The organism is Acinetobacter sp. ANC 3882, assembly GCF_022549545.1.
In the GTDB taxonomy this organism is placed as follows: Bacteria; Pseudomonadota; Gammaproteobacteria; order Pseudomonadales; family Moraxellaceae; genus Acinetobacter.
On sequence record NZ_JAKZGB010000003.1, the window covers coordinates 140,926 to 165,436 of the forward strand.

Consider the following 24,511-nt stretch of genomic DNA (forward strand, 5'->3'; position numbering starts at 1 on the left):
ATTTCATAACTCCTTGTTTTTGTAAAAGGAGTAAATAATGGAATTTTTATTAGATCCAGGGATTTGGGTAGGTTTGCTTACTCTGATCGTTTTAGAGATTGTTTTAGGAATTGATAATCTCGTCTTTATTGCCATTTTGGCAGACAAACTTCCTCCTTCACAACGTGATAAAGCCAGAGTCATTGGTTTATCTCTCGCATTGATTATGCGCTTGGGCTTGTTGTTCGCCATTTCTTGGTTAGTGACATTAACGAAGCCGCTTATTTTCATCTTTGACTGGTCTTTTTCTGGTCGTGATCTCATTCTTTTATTTGGTGGTTTATTTTTACTGTATAAAGCTGTCAGTGAATTGCATGAGCGGATGGAAGGAAAAGCTGAAGTCAAAATTACCACCAATGTTGTGTATGCAAGCTTTACTGCAGTCGTAGCACAAATCGTGGTGCTGGATGCAGTCTTCTCATTAGACTCGGTGATTACTGCCATTGGCATGGTGGATAATATCTACGTCATGATGGTGGCCATGGTTGTGGCCATGCTGGTGATGCTGCTTGCTTCTAAACCATTAACTGAGTTTGTCAATCGTCATCCAACCGTCATTATTCTCTGCTTAAGCTTCTTACTGTTAATTGGTATTAGTTTGATCGCGGAAGGTTTTGGTTTCCATATTCCTAAAGGTTATATCTATTCGGGTATTGGTGTCGCGATTGTGATTGAAGCGTTCAATCAATTCACGCAGCGAAATAGATCCAAACATGAGTCGAAAATCCCGTTACGTAATCGAACTGCGGATACGATTTTAAAACTGATGGGGGGTAAGACAGAAACCACTGCGACCAATCCGCTGCAACATTTGGAAGCGCAAGATACCTTTGATGATCAAGAACGTTACATGATTGGTGGCGTATTAATGCTGGCAGAACGATCTGTGGCATCAATTATGACACCACGCAGTCAAATTTCTTGGATTAACATTGATGAAACGCCAGAGAAAATACGTGAGCAGGTTTTATCTGTACCCCATAGTTTATTTCCCGTATGTCGAGGGAGCTTAGATAAGGTTCTAAGTGTCGTTCGTGCCAAGGAAATTTTGGATGTACTGGATGATGAAACGCAATTAAAATCTTTGATCAAAGCACAGCGCCCGATTTTTATTTTCGAAAAAATGAAAGTGATTGATGTGATCAATACACTGCGTACATCGAAAGGCTCATTGGTGTTAGTCAATGATGAGTTTGGAAATGTACAGGGTGTAATTTCGCCTTTAGACGTTTTTGAAGCGATTGCTGGTGAATTCCCAGATGCAGATGAACAGCTCGAATTGATTCAAGTGGATGAAAATACTTGGAAAGCTTCAGGTACTTTAGATCTGTACCAATTGGAGTTACAGCTGGGCGTTGATTTAGTCGATGAAGAGACGGGTTATATTACGGTGTCTGGACTTATTCTGGATAAGAGTAATGGTTTAGTGCAGGTTGGCTCAATGCTGGATTATCAAGACTTACAGTTTGAAGTGGTCGAGATGGAGAGCAATCGCATTAAAACCGTCATGATTCGATTAAAGTAAATCATCTTGCTCAAAGCAGGATTCATAACTTGATAAAGTTTTGAACTTTAATGTAAAAAGCTGAGCCAAAGGAGTAGTTTGTAATCGACAAGCTGCTCCTTTTTAAATGCGGAATAAATAAAAAAAGTGAACATCGAAGGCCCTTGAACAGCTATGATTGCTGATAAATCCTGATAATCATAGTCATAAATTGGACGCTTAAAAATGAAGAATATCCTCTTGGCATTTTCTTTTTTGATTCAAATACCGAGCTATAGTCTAGCCAATGATTCAACCGGTTATGTCGGCACGGGTGGGGTGGCATATCTTAAAAATGCGCATATTGCGATGCAAAGCGAAGACTTATTTATTAGCAAAAAACTGATTAAGGTTGATTATCTGTATAAGAATTTAAGTTCTAAAGATGTCACTGAAACCATTTTATTTCCATTACCCCGCATTGATAACTTCTTTGAGGCAGATTTTGCCCATACGGAACAGCTTTTAAACAGTTTTAAGATCATCGTCGACGGTAAAAATATAAAACCCGAAATGCATGTCCGCACCTTTATCCAGAAAGATGAAAAGTCTCCGCTGATTGATGCAACAGATGTATTTAAACAATGTGGTTTTACTGAAACAGAAATGCTCAATCCTTGGGTTCGTAACAATGATAACTCTGCCTATTATGTAAATAAAGTAAGGCAATGTAAGCAGCCCAAAATGCAGAAAATCTTGGCGGATTTTAAACAAGATGACGAGATTCCTTGGTCAGCTCAAGTCGTTTACAGTTGGAAGCAAACCTTTAAGGCCAATGGCCTAACCAAAATTCAGCATCAATACCGACCTTTGGTGGGTGGCTCTGTTGCGTTATATCCTGATGAATACAATCAGAACTTTTGTATGGATACTCAATTTAAACAGGGCTTAAAAAAAGCCAGAGCTGAAAATTCGCCTTTTAATGCCTTGAGCTATATTTTGACCACAGGTGCTAATTGGGCTAAACCGATTGAGAACTTTAAGTTGACCATTGAGCGTGATAAAAATGAGCTGGTTTCATTTTGTTGGAATGGCAAAGTCGAAAAAATTAGTCCAACACAATTTCAAATGACCAAGCGCAACTTTGTGCCCAAACAGGATCTAGACATCATCTTTGTAAGAGTGAAATAAACAACTCTGAAAATAAGCCTCAAGAAAATTCAATAAATAGATAGCTTAATCAGGCTTTTCCCTTTCATACTATATGCGTTGAGAGGGACGTGTAACTCAGGATTGAACGTGAATTTAAAGAATCTGGAAGCATTTTATTGGGTTGTGACGCTAAATAGTTTTAACAAGGCTGCGGCTAAATTACAAACCACCCAGCCTGCGGTATCGCAAAAAATCACTGCTCTTGAAAATGACTTAGGATTTAAGGTCTTAGATCGAAGCTTTCGTCAGCTCAAACCGACGCATAAGGGCATGACTTTATTCAAATATGCCGAAAAGTTAATGCGCTTGGAAACTGAACTCATCGCGGAATTAACGGACAATCAGCATTTGACGGGTACAATTCGCTTAGGTGTTTCAGAAACGATTGTTTATACATGGCTAGTGGAATATATCGAAAAGGTGCAACAGGAATTTCCAAAAATTTCGGTCGAAATTGTGGTCGATCTAACACCTAACTTACAGGAAGGAGTCCGCACAGGCGATCTAGATATGGCCTTTTTACTGGGGCCAACACTGGCTTTTGAGTGTATTGAACAGGCACTCTGTGATTTTGAACTCAGCTTCTTGGCTTCGCCTTCATTCAAAGGTGGTGTTGGGCAAATGTCATTTAAAACTTTGATGTCACATACGATTTTAACCTATCCCAAAATTACCTATCCCTATAAAGAGCTCAAGGCAAAAATGAAGGAACAGGGGCTAGATGAGCCGCTTTCCATAACCAGTTATTCCTTAGCCACACTGCTACGTTTGGCTGAGCAAGGTTTGGGGATCGCCGTGGTGCCGACCTTAACCGCTTTAAAAGAAATCACGGATGGCAGATTGGAGATATTAAACACCCCAATCCAGTTAAAGACTTTTCATTTTACTTCGATCTATATTCAAGGCAACGATTCGGCTTTAAAAGAAAAATTAACTGATGTAGCCGTGATGGTGTCCGAAAGTGCAATGCAAAGGCTGAATCAACAAATCAAAAAATAGAGGCTTACTTACTTTTTAGGGTATTTCTCTATTGTAGAAAAGGGTGTTTATTGGATGAGCCATAAAAGCAGCTTATGGAACGTGATAAGTAAAATTTATATTGAAAATTTTAAAAAATAAAAATTAAATAAATTCATGGTTTTAGTTTTAATTATTTCTGTAAAAAGTCGTATTGTTCAGCAGGCTCGCTTATGTTTTTATCTTAAATAGAAGATTTGATTACCCAGCTTTGTGGGAGAACAGGGAATCTTTGTTATTTAAAGGGATTGAAGAAGATCATTTGTAAAAATGGTGTTTCTGGATCAAGTTAAAAATAGCGTTATGAAGCTCAAATGGATGAGGAACGCATTAATATGTCTTTACTGAAATCTTCTTTTCTATCAGATCGTCAATGGGCCATTGTTGCCTCGATCTTTATGATGGCAACCTCGGCAATGGGGCCAGGTTTTTTAACCCAAACGGCTGTATTTACGGTGAAATTAGGTGCTGCATTTGGTTTTGCCATTTTAGTTTCCATTTTGATTGATTATGTGGTGCAGCAAAATATTTGGCGTGTGGTGACCCTGACGCAAATGCGTGCATCTGATATTGCCAATAAGGCTTTACCAGGCAGTGGTTATTTACTTGCTTTTCTGGTCATTTTGGGTGGCTTTTTCTTTAGCATTGGGAATATTGCAGGTGCGGCTTTAGGTCTCAATGCGCTATTTGGTCTGGATACCAAATGGGGAGGGATTCTGAGTGGTGCCTTGGCGATTTTGATTTTCGCTTCAAGAAAAGCAACGCTTGCGATGGATAAAAGCATGATCGTGTTGGGATTGCTGAAAATCATCCTAATCATCATCGTGGCCGTGATTGTGATGCCTCCTGTTGGACAAGCAGTACAACAAACCTTTGCCCCAGATCAGATTGATTTTGCCATTATTACCACGATTGTCGGCGGTACGGTGGGTGGTTATATCTGCTATGCGGGTGCGCACCGCCTACTCGATAAGGGTGCAGTTGGCCCTGAAAATATTGATGAAGTGGCAAAAGCAGCGACCAAGGGCATTGTTGTGGTTGGGATCATGCGCTATGTCTTATTTTTAGCATTCTTGGGTGTGGTGGTCAGTGGTGCAAGCATTGATCTCGCCAGTCATAATGCCAATCCAGCAGCTCAAGCATTCCAATATGCTGCAGGTACATTCGGTTATAAATTATTTGGTTTAATTTTCTGGGCAGCGGGGATCAGTAGCACCATTGGTGCAGCCTATACGTCGGTTTCATTCTTTACTGCGTTTAAAAAGAATTTAACGCCAAAGCAAAGTAATTACACCACCATTACCTTCATTGCATTAGCCTTATTACTCTATGTGTTATTGGGTGCGACACCAGCAGGATTGTTAATTTTCGTGGGTGGTTTTAATGGTTTAGTGCTACCGATCGGACTTACCATTTTTGTCTATGTTGCGGCTTGCCGTAGAGACTTGATGGGCAATTATAATTATCCAAAATGGTTAATTGTTTTAGGTACACTCACTTGTGTATTGACGTGGTGGATGGGCTATATGTCGTTTACAACCGTGTTTAACTATTTGACCAAACTGTAAGCCAGATGACTGTGAATTGATAAAGGAATAATGCCATGTTTGTAGATTTAAATAGTGATTTGGGTGAAAGCTTTGGTTCATGGAAAATGGGTAATGATGATCAGATTTTACCTGTGGTGAGCAGTGCCAATATTGCTTGTGGCTTCCATGCTGGCGACCCGCTGGGCATTTTAAAAACGGTTCGTAAAGCAGTGGAGCTTGGTGTGACCATTGGTGCGCATGTGTCTTATCCTGACCTTGTTGGTTTTGGTCGCCGTAATATGGATTTGTCACGAGACGAACTGATTGCCGATGTGCTTTACCAAATTTCGGCGCTGGATGGTTTGGCAAAAGTGGCAGGCTCAAAAGTACAATATGTTAAACCGCATGGCGCGCTTTATAACACCATTGCCCATGACCAAGCGCAAGCAGCATCTGTGATTGATGCGATTAAAAAGTATAACCCTGAACTGGTTTTAGTGGCTTTGGCTGGTTCAAATTTAGTAGAGCAGGCCTATGCGGCTGGTTTGAAGGTTGTGTCTGAAGCATTTGCAGACCGTGCTTATAACAGTGATGGTTCACTGGTCTCTCGTCGTTTAGAAGGTGCGGTTTTACACGACTCGGCATTTGTGGCGAGCCGTATAGTGTCTATGCTTAAAAATGGTGGGGTTGAGTCAATTGACGGTGTATTCACCCCAATTCAAGCCGATACCATTTGCTTACATGGTGATACTGACGGTGCTTTAGAAATGTCGGCAGCGATTAAAGCCGAACTGCTAAAAAACAATATTGAAATTCGACCATTTGTAAACAAAGCATAAGGATGAGCACAATGTATAAGGATATTAAAGTCGATCCAGCTCAACTTGAAGCTGCGTTAGATGCACGTTTAAAAATCCGCGCAGGATTTGATAAACCGACAGCAGGTATGGCTGCGGGCATGACGCAGGTCAACATGATTTCAGTGCCTAAAGCATGGGCATATGACTTTTTACTTTATGCGCATCGTAACCCACAAAGCTGTCCAGTACTTGAGGTGCTTGAAGAAGGCATTTATGCAACTCAGCTTGCAGCAGATTCAGATATCCGCACTGACTTCCCGCGCTATCGCATTTGGAAAGAGGGCGAAATGGTCGATGAGGTGACTGATGCGAGCGAGATTTATAATGCCCATCCTGATTTGGTGACTTTCTTAATTGGTTGTAGTTTTTCGTTTGAAACGGCTTTGCAAGAAGCGGGGATTGAAGTTCGTCATATTCATGACAATACCAATGTCCCGATGTATCTAAGCAATATTCAGTGCCAACCAGCAGGGCGTATTTCAGGAAATATGGTGGTTTCTATGCGACCCATTCCATCGCATCAAATTAGTGAAGCGGTAAAAATTACTTCACGTATGCCAAGTGTGCATGGTGCACCTGTACATATTGGTCACCCTGAAAGCTTAGGAATTTTGGATGTAAATAAGCCAGACTTTGGTGATGCTTCCCGCATTGAAGCGGGCGAAATTCCTGTGTTTTGGGCATGTGGGGTAACACCGCAAGCAGCTGTCATGAACTCGAAAATTCCTTTTGCGATTAGTCATGCGCCGGGTCACATGTTGATTACCGACATTCCTGACCGTGCTTGGATGGGCTAATTGGAATAAAGAACAATTAAAAGGATAAGCAAATGCGTTTTTTATCGGTAAACGCCGATTGTTTCCTGATTGAGCTTGCGAGCCTCGAAGAAACTTTGGCGTTGTACAATAAATTGCAAAATACGCAATTGAATGGAATTAAAGACTTAGTCCCTGCTGCAAAAACAATTTTGGTTTTTTTTAACGAGATCGAAACCAACTTTAAAACACTAGTTGTTTCAATTCAGAGCCTTAAAGTTGATTCTGGATTTGAGCGTAGTGGCCAAGAAGTGATTGTGCCGATTCGTTACGATGGCGAAGACCTTGCGCAGGTTGCCGAATTACAAGGGCTGTCTGTTGCCGATGTGATTAGAAAACATCATGAAAGCGTGTGGAATGTGGCTTTTATTGGTTTTGCGCCGGGCTTTGCATATATGAGTAGTCCCGACAGACCTTTTACCGATATTCCACGCTTAACAGTTCCACGTAAAAAAATACCGTCAGGATCTTTGGGCTTGGCTGGAAAATACTCTGGTATTTACCCAAAAGACAGTCCGGGTGGTTGGCAACTGATTGGGTCAACATCAGAAAAAATGTGGGATTTAGAGCGTAAAAATCCTGCATTGCTGTTACCGGGTATGACGGTATATTTTGAAGATGTCACGCATCGTCCGACAACTGTGAGTGTACCGCAGCAAATCACGCGTACGGTTGAACCGAAACAATCTGTGCCACTGTTTACGATCACTGCGCCAAGTCTACAAATGCTGATTCAAGATGAAGGACGATTCAACCAGACCAATATTGGGGTTGGAATGGCTGGTGCAATGGACCTAGCTGCCATGCACAGTGCTAATCGTATTGTGGGGAATCCAATCGATACTCCTATCATAGAAGTGTTAAATGGCGGCTTAAAAGCAAAAATGCAGCATGCAGGTGTTATTGCAGTTGCAGGTGCCATCTCAAATATCCGTGTGAAATTTGCCGATGGTCAAATCACGAACTTTGCAAGCTATCAACCGATTGATCTGGATGAAGGTGATGAATTTCAGATTCAGCCACCAACTACAGGCTTAAGAAACTATCTGGCAGCCCGCGGTGGTATAGACGTTGAACCTGTACTCAATAGCGCTTCGTTTGACAGCTTGGCGATATTAGGGCCAGAACCTTTAAAGCTCGGAGATACCATTTATCAAGGACAAGTGAAGGCAGCTAACATTAGTGTAAATGAAGTGGGCAGAAACGATTTACCAAAAGCTGGCGAGTTGATCGAGTTAGATATTGTGATGGGGCCGCGTACAGACTGGTTTGAACAAGACAGTATTGAGCTGCTCTGTCAGCAAGAATGGCTCGTGACCAATGAAAGCAACCGAGTCGGGCTAAGACTTTCAGGTGCGCAGTCTTTAACTCGCAAAATTACCCATGAACTGGAAAGTGAAGGCACATGTATTGGTGCTTTGCAGATACCACCGAGCGGCCAACCCGTTTTATTTATGAATGATCACCCTTTAACGGGCGGATATCCAGTCATTGGCTCTGTTGCTAAACACCATTGGGATTTGGTGGCACAGATTCCAGCAGGTTGCCGCATCAAATTTAAAAAAATTGCCGAATTTACAGATTTTGAGAATGAATGATGAATACAGAAAAATTATTGATTGCGAATCGTGGTGAAATTGCCGTTCGTATTATTCATGCTTGCCGTGACATGGGAATTGCATCGGTCGCGTTATATGCAGATGATGACATTGATAGTCTGCATGTCGAACTTGCAGATGAAGCATGGGGCTTGGCTGGGGCGACTGCCAGTGAAACCTATTTAAATATTGCTGCCATTATCGAGATTGCAAAAAAATCCAAAGCGACCATGGTTCATCCGGGTTATGGCTTTTTATCCGAACGTGCTGAATTTGCCCAAGCCGTGATTGATGCAGGTTTAAAATGGGTGGGGCCATCACCAAGTGCGATTGAGAAATTGGGTGATAAAATTGAAGCGCGTAAAATTGCTGCTTCGGTCGGTGCGCCGTTAGTTCAGGGGACTCAAGACCCACTTAATAATGCAGATGAAGCTTTAGAGTTTGCCAAACAATTTGGCTTACCGATTGCCATTAAAGCTGCGTTTGGTGGTGGTGGCCGTGGTTTAAAAGTTGCGTGGAAACTCGAAGAAGTCAAAGAGCTTTATGAATCCGCAGTACGAGAAGCGAAAGCTGCTTTCGGCCGTGGTGAATGTTTTGTCGAGCAATACCTCGATCAACCTCGTCATGTCGAAGCGCAAGTGATTGCCGATCAACATGGCAATATTGTGGTACTTGGTACACGTGATTGTTCATTGCAACGCCGTAACCAAAAGTTAGTCGAAGAAGCACCAGCACCATTTATTAGCGATGAGACCTACCAACACATCTTAAGCTCGGCAAAAAACATCTGTCAGGCTGCAAACTATGTGGGTGCAGGAACAGTTGAATATTTACTCAGTCGAGATGGCAAGCTGTCATTTTTAGAGGTGAACACCCGTTTGCAGGTTGAGCATCCCGTGACTGAAGAAACAACAAAAGTTGATTTGGTGGTAGAACAAATCCGTGTCGTGCAAGGCCATGAGCTTTCGATTAAAGAGACACCCAAAGTTCAAGGTCATGCCATTGAGTTTCGTATTAATGCCGAAGACCCAGCACGTGGTTTTATTCCTGCATTTGGTGTATTGAGTTTGTTTGAAGCACCATTTGGTCATGGAGTACGCGTCGATACAGGGGTTCGAACTGGCTCATTGGTGTCCAGTCATTTTGACTCGCTGATGGCAAAACTGATCGTGACGGGTCCAACCCGTGAAGTTGCGATTGCGCGTGCCAAACGTGCTTTGCAGCAATTTAAAATTGAAGGTGTGGCATCAGTTCTAGACTTTCACCGTGCGGTTTTAAATGAGCCTGATTTTAGCAATGAGTTTAAAGTACATACGCGTTGGATCGAAAATGACTTTAAACAAGAGTTAAAGCCGACCAAACGTGGTATTCCAAACCATCAACAACCGATGTTGCTCAGCTACATTGAAATTGATGGGAAATTACATCGTTTAGGTTTACCTGCGGGGATGTTTGCACAAGGTTCTGTAACAACGGTAACTCCAGCAGAATCTACCGAACCAGAAATAAGAGCTGAACATTTACTTGCACCCATTAATGGTGTGATGAGCGCTTGGAAAGTTGCACAGGGTGAACAGGTCACAGAAGGACAAGTGATTGCCATTATGGAAGCCATGAAAATGGAGGTACCTGTGTTGGCACATCGCAGTGGCATGATACAAATCGGGGCAGAACAGGGGAGTACTTATCAAGCGGAATCAATTATTGGGGTGATTGAATGATACTTGAAATACCTTTTTATTCCTGAAATTAAAAAGTAAAACGGATAATAAAAGAGGCAGGGATTTGCCTCTTTTATTATTTCTATCGAGTGAAGAGCTATTTAAGTTCGTAGTCAGCTAAAACACCTTCATGGTTATAGTGCAGAACAATATTTTGGGAATGTTGAATTTTTGATAGCTCATCCATGGGAATCAAAAAGCCCTCGGCCAGAATCGAATGTGTCACATTACTGATGGTGGTTTTTTCCGCCTTACGATATCGCAACCAGTTATAGCTTGCCCATAACAGCAGAGAGGTACAACAGACGGCGACCATGATTGCGAGCCAAAAGAAATTATGGAGCTGTACACTCAGCTGCTCTGCAAAAATATAGTTTTTAATCAATTTGCCTTGATATACCCATAAAAATATTGCCAATAAGGGTAAAAACAAGAGGGTCCAGAGTGCCCAACCAATCCCTTGCAGCAAATAATGTGCGCCTTTGTTTTTCACATAGCTGTGTTGCTCAATATATTCAGGGATATCGAGTTGTGATACGTCCTCAATGATATTCAATTGTTGTTTGTTCATTCTGCCTCACCTTTAAAACCACGATCTGGACTAACCCATCTCGCTCTTTTTTTCCGTGTAAATAAAGCTTTGGGGACAGCAACGACAGTAGTCATCGCCCCTAGCATCCAAAAAAATAAGGGGTACCAAATGACCCAAAAATAATTTCGAAAGAAACGATTTCCGTCATATCGCTTGTCGATGAACAAGCTGACAAAAAATTGAATCAGACAGGTGATCGCTAAAATAACGCCGTACCACTGCGGCAATAGAGATTTAATGTGCCATTCTGCTGATAGAGGGACAAATAACCCAATGAAAAATAAAATGATGATCAGAAAAATGACATATGCCCAGATCATGCTGGTGATCGCTTCAAGCGCGACAGGCCACATTTTGAGTGCTGAAATTTTAAATAGCTTGGGCAGGTAAGTTTTGATGACTTCGACACCACCTTGAGCCCAGCGCAATCGCTGCTTCCACAAACCTTTAAAGGTTTCAGGCATGTAGATATAACACAGGGCGTTAGGAACATAGTGAATATCCCATTCAGCAAGTTGCAGTTTCCATGAGATATCAATGTCTTCGGTGATTTTATCGTCTGACCATAAACCGACTTGCATGAGTGCTGTTTTTCGAAAGCCAGCAATGACACCTGAGACTGTAAAAATACGTCCATAAGTACGTTGGGCACGTTTAATTAAGCCAATAATTGAGGAAAACTCACCCACCTGTAATTTCCCTAAAATACTTGAGCGATTCAAAATTCGAGGATTTCCAGTCACTGCGCCGACCTGATTAAATGCTGTCAGTTGATGCATCATCCAAATGGCCGCATGTGGATGTAGCAAAGCATCTCCATCAATACAAATCAGATATTCATATTGGCTCACCATCATGCCAGAACGTAAGGCAAAGGCCTTACCCTGATTTTCTGCCAGATGCACGACCCGTAAACTTGGATGTTCAAGCATTAGTTCATCCAAAATCTTTGCAGTGTCGTCAGCACTACCATCATTGACAGCGATGACTTCAAATTTTGGATATTGTGTTTGTAGCGCGAAACGTATGGTTTCTCGAACTTGGTCTTGTTCATTAAAACAAGGAATGATAATGCTGCATCCTTGCTCTGAAATTGCAGGTAATCTGTCTTGCTTATATTCACGTTTAAAGTAGAACCATAATCCACCAACCATCCATGTCCATGCCATGACCAATGGATAGAGAAAAGCAAATAAAAAAAGAGTTTCCATTAGGGTCATGGGTGTGCTCCATTTACGTGTTGATCGATAAATGGATTGCGATAACTGATCGGACTCTCATTTAAACTGAGCGGTGTAAATAATTGTTCATGCACCGCTTTTGCATTATCAAAGCGGTAATTGCTTAAAACCAATTTTTGGATTCCATGTCTTTGTAAGTTTAAAAACTGTTGTTGCAGGAGCTGTAATTCCTTTGCAGAAGTCTGGTCTTGGTTCACCAGGGTGACCATCAGTCTGGCTTTTTCTGCGGCCGTTAAATAACCAACTTGCGCTATAAATTTTTGATAAGCATTTGGATTACTCAGACTGTCTATTTCAATATTTAGTAATGACACGTAGGGCAGATAGGTCTTAACAATTTGCTCTAAGCCCTGATCTGTTAAATCAGAGAGTGAGAGCTGTAGCGTTAAATGAAAGGGATTACTTTGGTTGAGATAAGGCGTGACAGCCGCTTTGACCTGTTGGGTTAACTTTAAAATTTGAGCTTCTTTTTCCAGACAAGCTGAGTTCACAACAGTGCTATAACGACAAGCAAGTTGTTGATCTGTTTTTAGAATAATGCCATCCAGATTGGGATTATTTCGAATCAGGTCTCTACTTAAATCAACTGCTAAATGAGTTCGCTTTAGATCGGGGAAGATCGGCATTTGTGCATAAACTCGATGGAAAACCCGCGTTCGTGTCTGCCAATGAGTACGACTTAAAATATCTTGAGCCAGTTTTAGATGGGTTGTTGGAAAGTAGGCCTGATCCTCGGTATTTTCCTTTTGATTGGTCAATGCATTAACGATTAGGGTATTGGTTTTTAACGCACTTAAATTATTTAATAAACTCCCTAATTGCTGATTGTATAACGTGTTGTCCTGTGAAAATTGAGCCAAGTCAAATTGCAAACCTCGCATCGGTTCATAATCTTGACGTTGACCATATTCCATAAAGCCTGTGAGTTGCTCACGTAAATTTTCCGCCGTTGGATTATTCGAAACGATGCCGCGTTGAAAGGTCGCATCATTGGCGTCATTTAATTTTTCAGTTCCCAGACTAAAAGATAGCGGGAAGCCTGCCTGATTGGCAATTTGAGTGACTTGTTGGTTGACCGCACCATAGGGCCAGATGATTGCCAACGAATCTATTCCTAATTTTTGTTGTAAAACCTGCCTGGATTTCAGCAAGTCGTTGTAGATACGCTGGCTATATTCTTGTTCAGATTCATAGCGTTGTTTGCTTGGATCATATTGTCGAGTTAAAGCGGCAGGTTTTTCATTTTTCTGTATATTGGCGAGTACACCTTTATGCAAATCGTGGCTATGGCTGGCAAATTCAACTAAACCTGATTTTTGAATATCTTGTAGCTGTTTCCAGCTCATCAAATTATTTTGACCATAGGCTTCATAAGCGGCTTGCGTGTTACCTTCGGTCCAACTGGTGACCAAAGCAAAGACAACAGGGATTTGATATTGCTTGATTAACGGATAGACATGACTATATCCACTCAATGCTCCATCATCAAAACTAATCAGAACTGCATTTTTAGGCAATGGAATGCCATGTTCCCGAGATGCCATAATTTGTTTTAAGGTAATTGGAGTCCATTCAGAACGTTTTAGCCATTCAAAAAATTGCACTAAATTTTGAGTATTAATGGCATAAATATCTCTGTCACCACTCTTGCGTACATCGTCACGGACATCATGAAAGGTCAGGCTAACAAAATGCTGAGCGTCAAATTTTGCTTGCTCTGATGCAAAACTGTGAGCGGGAAGGAGAAATGCACATACCGAGAGCATTTTAACAAGATTGAAAAACGTCATTAGAATCGCCCCCCAAAACCGAACAGGGCATAAGTTTGTTTTTCATTGATGCCATCATAAGGATGTTGTTTCCAACCAATCCCATAATGCAGTGCCCAGATCCGCGACAATTGCCATTCATGTCGATATTGCGCGTCAAAAATAGGTTTGGAACCGTAATCTTGTTGGTGAAACATCCCCGCATTGATCGAGAAATTTTGATTGAAATGACGTTCGTAATTTCGCCAAATCAACCAGTCATGGCTCAAGTTGATCGTAAGGCTATAACTTTGTTTAGGACTAAAATAAGCCACGTTATCTAAATTATTTTTCCCTAAAAATGTTGAAAAACCAGCTTGTGTCGTGTGATGAGCGGTTTGGAAAACACGTTGATTATAGTTTGCAAAAAAATCATGGCGCTTATTGCCATCACTGATATCTGTGTAGCTGTATCCTGCGTAGGCTTGACGGGATTCATTTTGTTGCCAACGAATCGTAGCAGCATAAGATTTGCCATTTTCACCTTGATCGATGGCTTGTAAAGGAATATTGGCTTGGGTGTTGATGGATAACGCGTATTGCCAGTAATCATTGAGTTGATGTGACCAGTCCGCTCTTAAACCTTGACGCTGCCCGTCGATATTTTGAAAGGCAACCAGTGCCAAAGCTTTACCTTGGTCTTGCCATTCTAGTCCCAAACCAAAGCGTTGCTCTTGTAAGTTTCCATCTGCATATTTCCCCCAAATATCCTGATGTTCAACAAATACTCGATAATTGTCTGCTAACCATGGCGAATATAGCGAGGTATTGGATTCATGGTCACGTGTTCCTTTGAGTGATTGTAATAACTGGTTTTGCTCTGCACGGCTACGTGAAAGGCGGCTTTCATGGATGATACTGGCATGATTGCGATCATCTAATTCTTTATTACTTTTGATGATACTACTATCACTTGGGTAGTCTTTGATCAGTGCTTGGGTTTGCTTGCGCCAAGACTGGATATCACCAATGGCCTGAGTATTTTGCATGTTATTGATACGTGTGTATTTTGAGTGAGGTTCTAAACCATTTAAACGGTCAATGCTTTGTTGGGCTTGGCGAGGATTTTCTCGCCAACGTTGGATTTTGGCTAAATCATTTAAATATTGAGCATTATTAGGAGCTTTGCTAACCGTATCTTTGAGATATTGTTCCGATAAATCCAAGCGATTCCGATAAGCCATATCCAATGCAACTAACGATAGATATTCATTTCGATCTGGGTGAACATTCTTATCGACGCCTTTGGCTTCGCTGTATTCATACGTAGGAATCAGTTCGTCAATCACGATAACCAGTGCATGCGCCTCCTTATATTTTTCTTGTTCAATCAATGAATAATAAAGTGATGTATAGAGGCTAATATCGGGATAGTTCTTTTCAGGCAGTAAGCTGCGATAGATCATCTCAGCTTCGGCTGGTTGTTTATTTGCAAGGTATGCATCTGCAATGGCATGGCGCGTATACGCAGGCATTTGTTCTATTGGAGGCAAGGGGACCTGTTTTAAGATGCTAAAAAGTTGTTGTTTTTGGCCTCGATAATTTAGAGCGTAGAGATAGTCGTAATAGAAACGATTGAACATGGCCTGATGGGTTGGAATTTGTTGGGAAATTTGTGCAGCTTCTTCCAAAACTTGATCAAGTTGCTCAAAACTTCTGGTTTCACTTTCAGCACGGGAAGATAAATATTTTTGCTGTTTGATTGCCTCATTTACATTCTGTGAAAATTTTCCAATTCTATTTTGCCAAGCTAAATTCTCAGCATTCTCTTTGAGTTGATGCTTTTTGGAAAAATCGGTTGCCATTTCATAACTGCCAAGAGCAACTAAAACATTGAAATACTCGTTTTGAATGGCAGCATTGGTGGGGTATTGGTGATAAGCCAGCTGAATCGTTTTTAATGCATAAGTGTATTGTCCCAATAGACGGTAAACGTATGCGACTATGCTCAACTGTTCTGCATTCATTTCTGCTGTATCAAGATTTTGTAATATCTTTACTGCTTCAGCCAGTTGCTTATTTTCTGCCAGTAATGCAGATTTTAGAATTGCAACTTGCATATGATTATGCATCTGATAAGGCTCAAATTTTTCGAGTAGAACTAATGCCGAATTAAATTGTTTCTGGTCCCGTAGAAGTTTAACCGTTGCGAGCTGAGCATATTCTGGGAAGCGCTTTGGCTGAATTCGTTGAGTTAAATCGCTTAGTGTAGCTTGGGGGATAGCTTGAATCTGGGAGGCTGACAATAGGTAATCAGCTAGAACATGTTGTTGATCAGGATACTGCTGTAACAACGATTCAAGGCTTGTCAAACCTTGAGCTGCTTGCCCATTTTTAATTTGATAAATTGCTTTTTCTCTTAAAAAATCAGATGTATGGGCATGTGACATATTAGAAATTAATAGAAACAATAGGCTGGCTGGGAAAAGTGGCTGAGTTTTTTGCATAAAGTGTTTGGGTTGTTGGTTGTTTCTCTTTTTTATTCTAATATGCGACTTAAATCACACATTGTCTTGCTTGTGTACAGCCATAATGATCGTTTTAAAATTTAATAAGTTTTTATTTATCAATATTTTATTTTTCATTCTAATTTTCATATGCTGATAACTACATGTTTTTTTGTTTTTTCTGTCAATGTGTTTGTGTATTTTATGTTTTGTATTCTGAGGGCATGAATTGAGGAAGAAATTAATATTCAGATATAGAAATTTTCATTTAAGTAAATATCAAAAATATTAAGTTAAATTTATTTAAAAATATTTTTAAGTAAAATCATACAATTGTACAGAGTGCTCTTTTTTTATATGTCAGATATCAATGAATGAATAATTAAAATAGCTTGGAAATATAAAATAAATGAATCTATAGATTATAATTACAAAAAATATACCTAGTTAGTTTAGAAAATTAATTTCTGTAACCTTTTTTAAGAATTCTAAGTTATTGTATTTTATATTTTTTTAATTTAGATTTAATCTGTTTTTTGTGTAGGTGATATTGTTTTAAGAGCAAATTTGAAGGCGGGTATGGTATTTTATTTCTTTTAGGTATCTGAATTTTATAATAAATATTTTTAGGTTGCTGATTGTTGTCATAATTTTAAGTAAGTAATGCTAGTTTTTGTGTATTAAATGATAATAAATTTGAATTTAAAGGGGGTAAGGTCTATTTTTATAATAGATTTAAGGGGTGGGCGTGTTCTATAAGAAAACGTTAGTACTAGATTTTGATAAAATGAATGAGAAGAATGAAGAAAATGATGATGGTTTATTTTTAAGAAATGAGCAGGTTTGTGTTCTTACTATGTGCTTGTGGAATACAAATATTAGTTATATTTTTTTAATCTTTTATCTGTTTATTTTCTTTCTGGAAAAAATAAATGATTTTTACTTTGTTGTAAGTTTTTCTTTAATATTTATTCTTGTTGTTATTGTCTTGCTCTTTTTTTTACTCATTTTTGTTGAGTTAGCTTTCTCCTATCGTTAATTAAAATAAGATCAATATCATCTATAGAAAAATAATAAAAGTAGAAGTCTACTCTGTAATTGAAAATAGTGAATTAGCTAAAGTCAATTAATTATAAAAATATTTTTAAATTCTTCAGTTTTTATTGAATTGGGTAAATTTGTTTTGCTGGTAAAACAAAAAATTAGAATAACTGTTAGTTTCTGTTTCGTTATCACCCGTTTAAAGATTTGAATACCGAATAAAAATAAATTTTTGCCATCTCTTATGTTAAAGACAGCTTCACAATCTCCAAACTTTCATTGAAATGATAATTTTTTTTATTGAAATGATAATTTTTTTATTCAGTTTTCCAGTAGATTTTTAACACTATATGTGACTAATATCACAAAAAAAAGTTTTTATGCCGTATTTGTAAGGGGTTGAAAGCATAGACGATGATGGTTTTTTTAATTTGATTAAATAATGTACTTGCATGAGTGGTTTTTGATTCCTTCTTGGAGGTGTGGTTCTTGATATGAGATAGAGTGGGTGAAATGGTTTTGAGTAAGTCTAATCAAGTTAAATTAGTTTCTAGTGCGATGCAAAACCTATTGATTTATTTTTGTGTAAAAAATAATCTTAAAAATGCAAAATATTTGAGTGACTATAAAACCAATGAATTAATTCCACTTTGGGATTGGATTGAATTATTGGAAGACATTAATCAAAAATATCCGAAGCCAACACTTGGACTGGATATTTCAAAATATGCACAGCCTAAACATCTTGGTATTTTAGGTTATATTGCTCTGTCTAGTGAAAATATATTGGAAGTTCTCAATTCTTTTATAAAATATCAAAGATTATTTTGTGAAACTAAACCAGCAAAGATGTCTGTTTCAGATGATTTTCTTATTATCAGTTGGAGTGAAGACCCGTACATAAAAAATAATCATCTTGTGGATGAGTTGTTGATGGGAGTTTTTTATATTTTTTTGAATCAATTGGTCCATCCTAATATTATTCATGTGCATAAAATAAACTTTAGTACGCAAAAAAATAAATTTTTTTATAATTATGAAAATTTTTTTGGATGTTCTGTTGAGTTTGAAAGTGATCATGTAGAAATATATATTTCTATGAATAGCCTGGAACTCGCGGTTCCAAATGCTGACCCTGTACTGAATGATATTTTAATTAAGCAAGCGAATGTATTGCTCTCAAAGCGTCCTCATCTGGATGTTTTTGATGAATTGGTACAGAAAGAAATTATCCAAGCAGTTAATAAAGGCAATATTAGCGTGGAATATATAGCGAACCAGATTGGCTTGCCATCTCGTATTTTTCAAATGAAATTAAAACAGCAAGGATATACTTTTAAAGAGAAATTAAATCAGGTCCGTAGAGATTTAGCTTTTGATTATCTTGCTGATTTAAATTTGAGTATTCTGGACATTTCAATGCTATTGGCTTATCAAGAGCAGACCTCATTTATTCGAGCATTTAAAGCTTGGACGGGGATGAGTCCATTACAATATCGAAAGAAAAAAATTTTAAATCATCGTTCATAATTTTATTATTTGCGTTTTAGTTATCATCCTTACCCAAAACGAAGTCACAATGAAAGTTAAGGCTTGTATTTGCTCTATAACTTTTTGATCGTATTTTATCCTTCCTGTTGCTTGATCACTATTCCTCCATGTTGAGTGTCGTATTTCTAATGACTTTCATGACTATCTTATTTAGAAATTTGATTGGTTATGCCAAAAAATTGGAGAAGTTATTTACATCCATCTAAATGTAAATGATAATTAATATTATTTGTGGTGTTTGCATAATTCAATGATCAATTCTCTCCTAACGCATGATAGACAGCTGTTGAATCAAAATCGTGATCCCGATTACCATAGCGCACATGAGTCCATGTTTAAATCTTTTCAAAATTTACTTGAAACCTGAACAAATAGCATTTTCCTGAATATTATTTTTTTGATTTTATTATTTTTTATTTCATTAAGTCCTTGATTATTTTCTCGCCTCTTTAGGCGGATGAGGAATTTTTATCTTTCGGTGAAGACGTATGTTCCAAGTTCTCCCTCAAAAAACAGTGATGAAGCCACTTGCGTTAGCTATTGCTTTATCTATGAATTTCTTAACAGTCCAGATCTATGCGGAGAGTAATACAACAGTTTTAATGAATTCGGACAAAACTGTAGCATTGCCCAAAAAGCCATCTACAGCCAGTGATCAGAACCAAATTTATCAGATGACGCGCATCGTGGTGCAGGCAGATAAAGAAGATACCATTCAGTTTGGTCAGAGTGTGTTAAACCAAAAAGCCATTGATCGTTATCAAGCAAATAATGTTGCGCAATTGCTGGATCATATGCCGAGTGTGGGTTCTGCGGGTTCACCACGTCCAGGTGGGCAAACGATTAATATCTTGGGAATGGGTGGGGTTGAAGATGTCCCGATTACCTTGGATGATTCGGTTAAAAGCTTTGATAAATACCGTCAAGGTTCAGTCTTTATTGAGCCTGAAATTTTAAAGAAAATTACGCTAGACAAAGGACCACATAACGTTGAAGTTGGAAATGGTGGTTTTGGTGGAAAAGTCACATTGGAAACTAAAGATGCAACTGATCTGCTTCGAGATGAGCAAAATATAGGTGCTTTTTTAAAGTATTCACGTTTTTCCAATAATGCACAAAACACTTATACCAGTGCAGTGTATGGTAAAAGTGAAAATGGGTTTGCGGATGGAATGTTCTACTATACCAAGCGAGACAGTGGCGATGTTAAGCGTCCAGATGGCAGTAAGTTTTTATATTCTGCACAAGAGCAAAATACCTATTTGGCCAAGCTGAATTTTCATCCGACTGACAGTCAAAAAATTACCTTAAATGCGATGCAGGGGGGACATAAAGGTTGGGAACCATTTGCAGCGATGCGTGACCAGGATGCTGTGCCTACAGAAGCGGATATTAAAAAATATGGTTACGATGAGGCTTGGAAACGTCGTTTGGTTTATCGTGATCAGAATGATACCAGCTATTCGATGGGATATGAGTTCAATCCAGAATCCAATCCATACATCAATCTAAAAGCGACGGCATCTTATTCAAAGACGGATCAACATGATCAAAGACTCCCCAGCGTTAATGGTTCAGCGGCAACCTTGGGCAATGAAAGCTGGGTAACGTATACCAATACGGCTTTTAAACTCAGTAATATTAGTGATATTGCGACTGAATACGGTACGCATAAATTAAAAGTGGGTGTGCAATATCAAAAGATGGAGCAGAACTCCCTAATTTACGATAAAAACAATGCTACTAAGCCGGATTATAACTTTGGTTATTATGAACCCTATTATATGCCTTCTGGCGATCAGCAAATGCTAAGTGCCTTTGTGGAAGATCAATATCAGATTAATAATTTTACCATTACACCATCGCTACGTTACGATCACATCAAAAACACAGGTAACCCGAACCGTGCACCACGTTATAACGATCCAAGTGCAGGGCATGATTATTCAAGCAAAACTTATACAGGCTGGTCGCCACGTTTAGCCTTGGCTTGGAAGCAGGCGGATTATCTGACTTGGTTTGCCAATATCAGTAAAACATGGCGTGCACCACGCGTAGATGAACAATATTATGTGCAATCAGCAGGTACTTCGTTGTCTGCAACCAGTCGCTACCTATTGCCTGAAAAAATGCTGGCGATTCGTGTTGGGAATGAAATGAATTTTGATGATGTTTTTGCTACAGAAGATCATTTACAGGTACGTCTTACTTATCACCGCAATCGTGGTAGTGATGAAATCTTCCGTAATCGCTCTACCTTCTGCAAGGCACAGGCGGAAATCAATGCCAATGGTGGAAATGGCAGTATGAGCGATTGTAATGGCAATTACGATCCAGGTTTTTATCGCAATGTGAACGATTATACGATCAAAGCTTATGAGGCTGAGCTTTTCTATAATCAACCGACTTGGTTCACAGGATTGACCTATTCATATATTCGAGGACGTCGTGACAATTCTCCGGTTAATCCTTGGTTCGACCAAAAAACATGGATGACCGATATCCCGCCAAGAAAAGCCACTGCAACGTTAGGGGTCAATGTGCCTGAGCATCATTTGACCATGGGCTGGAGAGGTATATTTGTAGCAGCACAGGATCGGAGTTTATCTGACAATGATAAGTCGATTGCAGCAACTTCTTTTTCTTTGCCAAAAACCAAAGGCTATTCACTGCATGGTGTTTACGCTGACTGGCAGCCTGTCGGTGAGAAGGGGCCAAAGTTAAATCTCTCGATTGATAATCTATTTAATCGGGATTACAAAATGTATTTAGGTGAGTATATGACGGGTACAGGTCGTGATTATAAGTTGAGCATTTCTCAATCATTCTAGTTTATGGAGAGTATTGAAACTGCTCTGGATTCCAGATCGGTTTTAAAATAAAAATGCAGATGTTCTGTTTAATCCAACATCTGCATTGATCTAAAATATAAAACTTAGATGGAAAATTAAAAGTAAAGTGATATTTATTTTATAGATAAAATGAGAAAATTTAATGGTGGATAGATCAGATAATATTTTATTTTAAGTGTTTGTAATTACTTTGATTTATGTTAAATGAATATTTTGTTGGATTTATTGCTAATTTTTATTGTTAAAGTTTTATATAATAATAATTAATCATTATTAAAAATTATAAGTAAGGATTTTTAAGTGAAGGAGTGGATCTGTATAAAGTGTAAAAGATATAAGCGCTTTAATTCCAATAATCTAAGATTAGGGCAAATGGTTTTTTTCCCAATCTTTGAAATAGAAGGAATAGAAATTAAAAAAATAATAAGAAAAGGTGTTGTGCTAAAAAGAAAAGACAGCATTTTAAAGATACTTGAGGATGGACAAATTTTTTATTTAGAAGAAACGGATGTCTATCCCGTAGATGCACCTGTTGAATTTATATACAACATGTTTGGTGAGTGTTTTTGTAGTTTAAGCTGGTGATATCAAATGTATTTTTTATTAATCTGGAACTAATTGCTTTTCTCATCTAATTTTCTAGTCAGCTCTTGGCGTAACAGTGGAATTGAAAAATCTAAAAAAAGTTTTGTTGCTAACAATACATTCTGTCGGGTTGGTATGAGTGCATTGACAAGCGAGTCTCGCAGGAACCATTGCGTATCAGATTCAAATACTTCCACCAATTGACCTGATTTTAATTCTTCAATGCATAAATATGTTGGCATGATTGCTACGCCTAAATCTTGCAGAACAATTGATTTTAAAATTGACATATTTCCACAGCTTACATACGGCTCGAGCTGCAAGTTAACTAGCTCATTGGTTTGATGCAGAAATTCTCTATGGACAATTTTTTTATGAAACTCTAGAGCAATAAAGTTCATGGTTGTAAGTTCTTCCGGATGCTTAATCTTTTGTTTGTCTCGCATGTAATGAGGACTCGCGACCAAGATCATGGATAACTCACAGACTGGACGAATGATTAAGCTAGAATCTTGTAATGGCTTTGATGAAATTCTAAAAACCAGATCCACTTGTGCACTGATTAAATCGATATTGTGATCTGCGGTGTTCAGAATAATTTTTATTTTGGGGTGCTGGCGCATAAATGAATGCAGGATAGGAACCAAAGCTGCTTGTGCAAAGGTTGGAGAGCAGCCGATTCTTAAAATTCCTTTAGGATCACCTGCAAGGTCTGTTGCAACTGCAAATGCATTATGCGCTGCTTGTTTTAACGCTTTTGCATGGATATAGACTTCTTCGCCAGCGGGTGTCAGCACCACATTCCTGGTATTTCTATGAAATAAACGGACACCAATCCGATTTTCTAGCGCCACAATATGTCGACTGAGTTTTGAACGTTGCAAACCTAGATGACGTGCTGCTGCGGAGAAACCTGCTTGCTCCACGACTTCAGCAAATAATAATAGGTCATCCAGTTTTTCCATCGTATTTTATGCATCCATTGTTGCCAATTTTAGGACAGTATATTGTGAATTTTGTGGATTTTATCGTGGTGTTTAACTTGTTAGATTGATCTTCGGAATAGTAGTGAAGGTTTGAAGTATGCGTACAATTAAAAATCAAAGGATTAGAACATTTATAGCCCATAAAATTTTTGTAGCATTATTGATGTCATTGCCATTCAGTTTCATTTTTGCAAAAGATAATGGTCAATCTGTTGACCTGTCGGCTTATCAAAATCGTACGGTTTTAAATGATTTTACGGCTGCATCGTGTCCTGAAAATCCGAAAAGTTTAACCCAAGTGAGAGGCAATCTTTATCGGCATACCACAGGCGCAGGTTTAGCAGTACATAGTGGTTTAGTCCTCATTACAAACGAAGGTGCTTTAATCATTGATCCTGCAATGACATGTACATCTACATGGTTAAAAGATGAGATCAAAAGACGTTTCGGTGTGCCTGTGAAATATGTGGTTTATACCCATGCACATGCGGATCATATCAGTGGTGGGCAAGTCTTTAAGGCAGATGGTGCAACAATTGTTGCCAATCAACGCAGTATTGAACCGATTGTTGGAGAAAAATTAGCAACGGCTTTGCCTGATCGAGTGTTTGATCAGGATATGAAAATTAGCTTGGGCGGTGAAGAGGTCTTGTTACATTACGTGGCACCCAGTCATTCAGACAGTATGGTGATGGTGCTTTTCCCTAAATATAAGGCATTGCAATGTACTGATGTTTGTGAAAGTAAAAGTATGCCCTATAACGATTTTCTCGACTTCTACTACACAGGCTGGATTGATACTTTAAATTGGGTTATCCGTCAGGATGTCGACATTATTGATGTTGGACACTATACGCCTGCAACACGTGAAGATCAGGTTACTCTAAGAAATTATCTTGTAGACTTGCATCAGCAAGTACTGGACTTGGTTCGCGGCGGTCAGTCCTGGGATCAACTCTACCGTAACGTAACATTCAGCCCTGAAGTTCAGACTTGGATAGCTTTCAGCACGATGAAAATACCGAATATCCAAGGCATGTATCGCTGGGTGAGTAACCATCGTCGAGGCAACTGGTAATAGCCATAAGCCGACAAAGCCAAAATTTTATTTTTAGGGTATGACTTGATACAGCC

At 39.0% G+C, this 24,511-nt stretch carries 17 protein-coding genes; 12 read left to right on the forward strand and 5 right to left on the reverse strand.

The window, feature by feature from the left end; genetic code table 11:
• Nucleotides 1-37: 37 nt before the first annotated feature.
• From MMO42_RS08200 to MMO42_RS08235, 8 genes are all read left to right on the forward strand, one after another.
• Complete coding sequence (locus MMO42_RS08200) at nucleotides 38-1,564, forward strand: TerC family protein (RefSeq protein WP_241320018.1); 1,527 nt, start codon at nucleotides 38-40, stop codon at nucleotides 1,562-1,564.
• Between the two features lie 204 nt (nucleotides 1,565-1,768).
• On the forward strand, nucleotides 1,769-2,713 hold the full coding sequence (locus MMO42_RS08205) for a DUF4424 family protein (RefSeq protein ID WP_241320020.1): 945 nt from the start codon (nucleotides 1,769-1,771) through the stop codon (nucleotides 2,711-2,713).
• Between the two features lie 108 nt (nucleotides 2,714-2,821).
• Nucleotides 2,822-3,733, forward strand: a complete 912-nt coding sequence (gene mumR, locus MMO42_RS08210) for a LysR family transcriptional regulator MumR (protein WP_241320021.1) — start codon at nucleotides 2,822-2,824, stop codon at nucleotides 3,731-3,733.
• A gap of 332 nt (nucleotides 3,734-4,065) precedes the next feature.
• Nucleotides 4,066-5,319, forward strand: coding sequence for an NRAMP family divalent metal transporter (locus MMO42_RS08215; RefSeq protein WP_241320023.1), 1,254 nt, complete (start codon nucleotides 4,066-4,068; stop codon nucleotides 5,317-5,319).
• 35 nt (nucleotides 5,320-5,354) lie between these two features.
• Entirely contained in the window at nucleotides 5,355-6,119 is a 765-nt protein-coding gene (locus tag MMO42_RS08220) for a 5-oxoprolinase subunit PxpA (RefSeq protein ID WP_241320024.1), read from the forward strand.
• A gap of 2 nt (nucleotides 6,120-6,121) precedes the next feature.
• A complete protein-coding gene (locus MMO42_RS08225) occupies nucleotides 6,122-6,937 on the forward strand; it encodes a putative hydro-lyase (protein ID WP_241320025.1) in 816 nt (271 codons plus the stop codon).
• Nucleotides 6,938-6,969: 32 nt separating this feature from the next.
• Nucleotides 6,970-8,553 (forward strand): urea amidolyase family protein, encoded by a 1,584-nt coding sequence (locus tag MMO42_RS08230; RefSeq protein ID WP_241320026.1) that lies wholly within the window; start codon nucleotides 6,970-6,972, stop codon nucleotides 8,551-8,553.
• Nucleotides 8,553-10,274 carry a biotin carboxylase N-terminal domain-containing protein gene (locus MMO42_RS08235; protein WP_241320269.1) on the forward strand — a complete coding sequence of 574 codons (1,722 nt, stop codon included), beginning with the start codon at nucleotides 8,553-8,555 and terminating at the stop codon, nucleotides 10,272-10,274. The genes MMO42_RS08230 and MMO42_RS08235 overlap by 1 nt, the downstream gene beginning before the upstream one ends.
• Nucleotides 10,275-10,371: 97 nt before the next feature.
• On the opposite strand, the gene pgaD is transcribed toward MMO42_RS08235, so the two are convergent.
• Genes pgaD through pgaA form a run of 4 tightly spaced genes read right to left on the reverse strand, consistent with a single transcriptional unit; the run spans nucleotide 10,372 to nucleotide 16,362 of the window.
• Nucleotides 10,372-10,845 (reverse strand): poly-beta-1,6-N-acetyl-D-glucosamine biosynthesis protein PgaD, encoded by a 474-nt coding sequence (pgaD, locus tag MMO42_RS08240; protein ID WP_241320028.1) that lies wholly within the window; start codon nucleotides 10,843-10,845, stop codon nucleotides 10,372-10,374.
• Nucleotides 10,842-12,086, reverse strand: coding sequence for a poly-beta-1,6-N-acetyl-D-glucosamine synthase (gene pgaC, locus MMO42_RS08245; protein ID WP_241320029.1), 1,245 nt, complete (start codon nucleotides 12,084-12,086; stop codon nucleotides 10,842-10,844). The genes pgaD and pgaC overlap by 4 nt, the downstream gene beginning before the upstream one ends.
• On the reverse strand, nucleotides 12,083-13,897 hold the full coding sequence (gene pgaB, locus MMO42_RS08250) for a poly-beta-1,6-N-acetyl-D-glucosamine N-deacetylase PgaB (RefSeq protein ID WP_241320030.1): 1,815 nt from the start codon (nucleotides 13,895-13,897) through the stop codon (nucleotides 12,083-12,085). The genes pgaC and pgaB overlap by 4 nt, the downstream gene beginning before the upstream one ends.
• The gene (gene pgaA / locus MMO42_RS08255; protein ID WP_277603300.1) at nucleotides 13,897-16,362 is read right to left on the reverse strand and encodes a poly-beta-1,6 N-acetyl-D-glucosamine export porin PgaA; all 2,466 of its coding nucleotides are present in this window, start codon (nucleotides 16,360-16,362) and stop codon (nucleotides 13,897-13,899) included. The genes pgaB and pgaA overlap by 1 nt, the downstream gene beginning before the upstream one ends.
• A 1,554-nt stretch (nucleotides 16,363-17,916) precedes the next feature.
• Between pgaA and MMO42_RS08260 the strand changes: the two genes are divergently transcribed.
• The 3 genes from MMO42_RS08260 (at nucleotide 17,917) to MMO42_RS08270 (ending at nucleotide 22,391) form a co-directional block, all read left to right on the forward strand.
• Nucleotides 17,917-18,933: an AraC family transcriptional regulator gene (locus MMO42_RS08260; RefSeq protein WP_241320271.1), complete on the forward strand. Its 1,017-nt coding sequence runs from the start codon at nucleotides 17,917-17,919 to the stop codon at nucleotides 18,931-18,933.
• A gap of 509 nt (nucleotides 18,934-19,442) precedes the next feature.
• Nucleotides 19,443-21,785: a TonB-dependent hemoglobin/transferrin/lactoferrin family receptor gene (locus tag MMO42_RS08265; RefSeq protein ID WP_241320032.1), complete on the forward strand. Its 2,343-nt coding sequence runs from the start codon at nucleotides 19,443-19,445 to the stop codon at nucleotides 21,783-21,785.
• 321 nt (nucleotides 21,786-22,106) lie between these two features.
• Nucleotides 22,107-22,391: a hypothetical protein gene (locus tag MMO42_RS08270; RefSeq protein ID WP_241320034.1), complete on the forward strand. Its 285-nt coding sequence runs from the start codon at nucleotides 22,107-22,109 to the stop codon at nucleotides 22,389-22,391.
• A gap of 29 nt (nucleotides 22,392-22,420) precedes the next feature.
• On the opposite strand, the gene MMO42_RS08275 is transcribed toward MMO42_RS08270, so the two are convergent.
• Nucleotides 22,421-23,356 carry a LysR substrate-binding domain-containing protein gene (locus MMO42_RS08275; RefSeq protein ID WP_241320035.1) on the reverse strand — a complete coding sequence of 312 codons (936 nt, stop codon included), beginning with the start codon at nucleotides 23,354-23,356 and terminating at the stop codon, nucleotides 22,421-22,423.
• Between the two features lie 118 nt (nucleotides 23,357-23,474).
• On the opposite strand from MMO42_RS08275, the gene MMO42_RS08280 reads away from it, so the two are divergent.
• Complete coding sequence (locus tag MMO42_RS08280; protein WP_241320037.1) at nucleotides 23,475-24,455, forward strand: MBL fold metallo-hydrolase; 981 nt, start codon at nucleotides 23,475-23,477, stop codon at nucleotides 24,453-24,455.
• Nucleotides 24,456-24,511: the final 56 nt, after the last annotated feature.